The organism is Streptomyces bobili, assembly GCF_002154575.1.
In the GTDB taxonomy this organism is placed as follows: domain Bacteria; phylum Actinomycetota; class Actinomycetes; order Streptomycetales; family Streptomycetaceae; genus Streptomyces; species Streptomyces bobili.
In genome coordinates this window covers 1-660 of sequence record NZ_MUBA01000936.1, presented here as the reverse complement: position 1 = coordinate 660, position 660 = coordinate 1, and the positions used below count along the sequence as shown (strand labels likewise).

At 77.4% G+C, this 660-nt stretch carries 1 protein-coding gene; it reads left to right on the top strand.

Translation table 11 applies throughout. The features are described 5' to 3' along the window. Positions 1–86: 86 nt before the first annotated feature. The coding region (locus BZL64_RS38820; RefSeq protein WP_244205818.1) for a DUF2510 domain-containing protein at positions 87–660 on the top strand (574 nt) is incomplete at its 3' end.

Below are 660 nucleotides of genomic sequence, written 5' to 3'. Positions count from 1 at the left end.
AACGGCGGGACTGGCGGTGGGGGTTGCGCTCGTCTGGTAGATGTGGAGGCCCCATCCCACCCCCGAGCAGATACGGGACGACGGACATGAGCGCCCCAACCCCGGCACCCGGCGACGACAGGCCCCGCGAGGGGTACTACCCGGACCCCTCCATCCCTGGATACGTCCGGTACTGGAACGGTGCCTCCTGGGTGCCCGGCACCAGCCGGCCCGCGCCGTCCGACGGCGCACCGCTCGCCCCTCCGGGTCCGGGGGCATCCCCGAGCCCCGCCTCGGCCTCGGCTCCGGCCTCGGCTCCGGCCTCCGTGGAGGAGACGGGCCCGCACTTCTTCGACGAGGACCCGCAGCAGTACGGCGGCACCCCGGAGCCGGCCTCCGCGTGGGGCGCCGACCGCTCCCGCCAGTCCGGCTTCGGCGGCGAGCAGGACCGCCGCGTCTCCTGGGGCAACCCGCAGACCCCGGACCCGCGCACGGCCCCGCCGGAAGCCGCGCCCGACCCCACCTTCATGTCCCGCCGCCCGACCACGGGCCCGGCGCCCGCGGATGAGGGCACGATGACCTTCCGCCCGTCGTCCCCCCACACCCCGGACCAGCAGGGCCACGGCCCGCAGGGCCCGGTGGGCGTGGGCGGCTCCGCCGACGCCCACCGGGCCCTGCGGG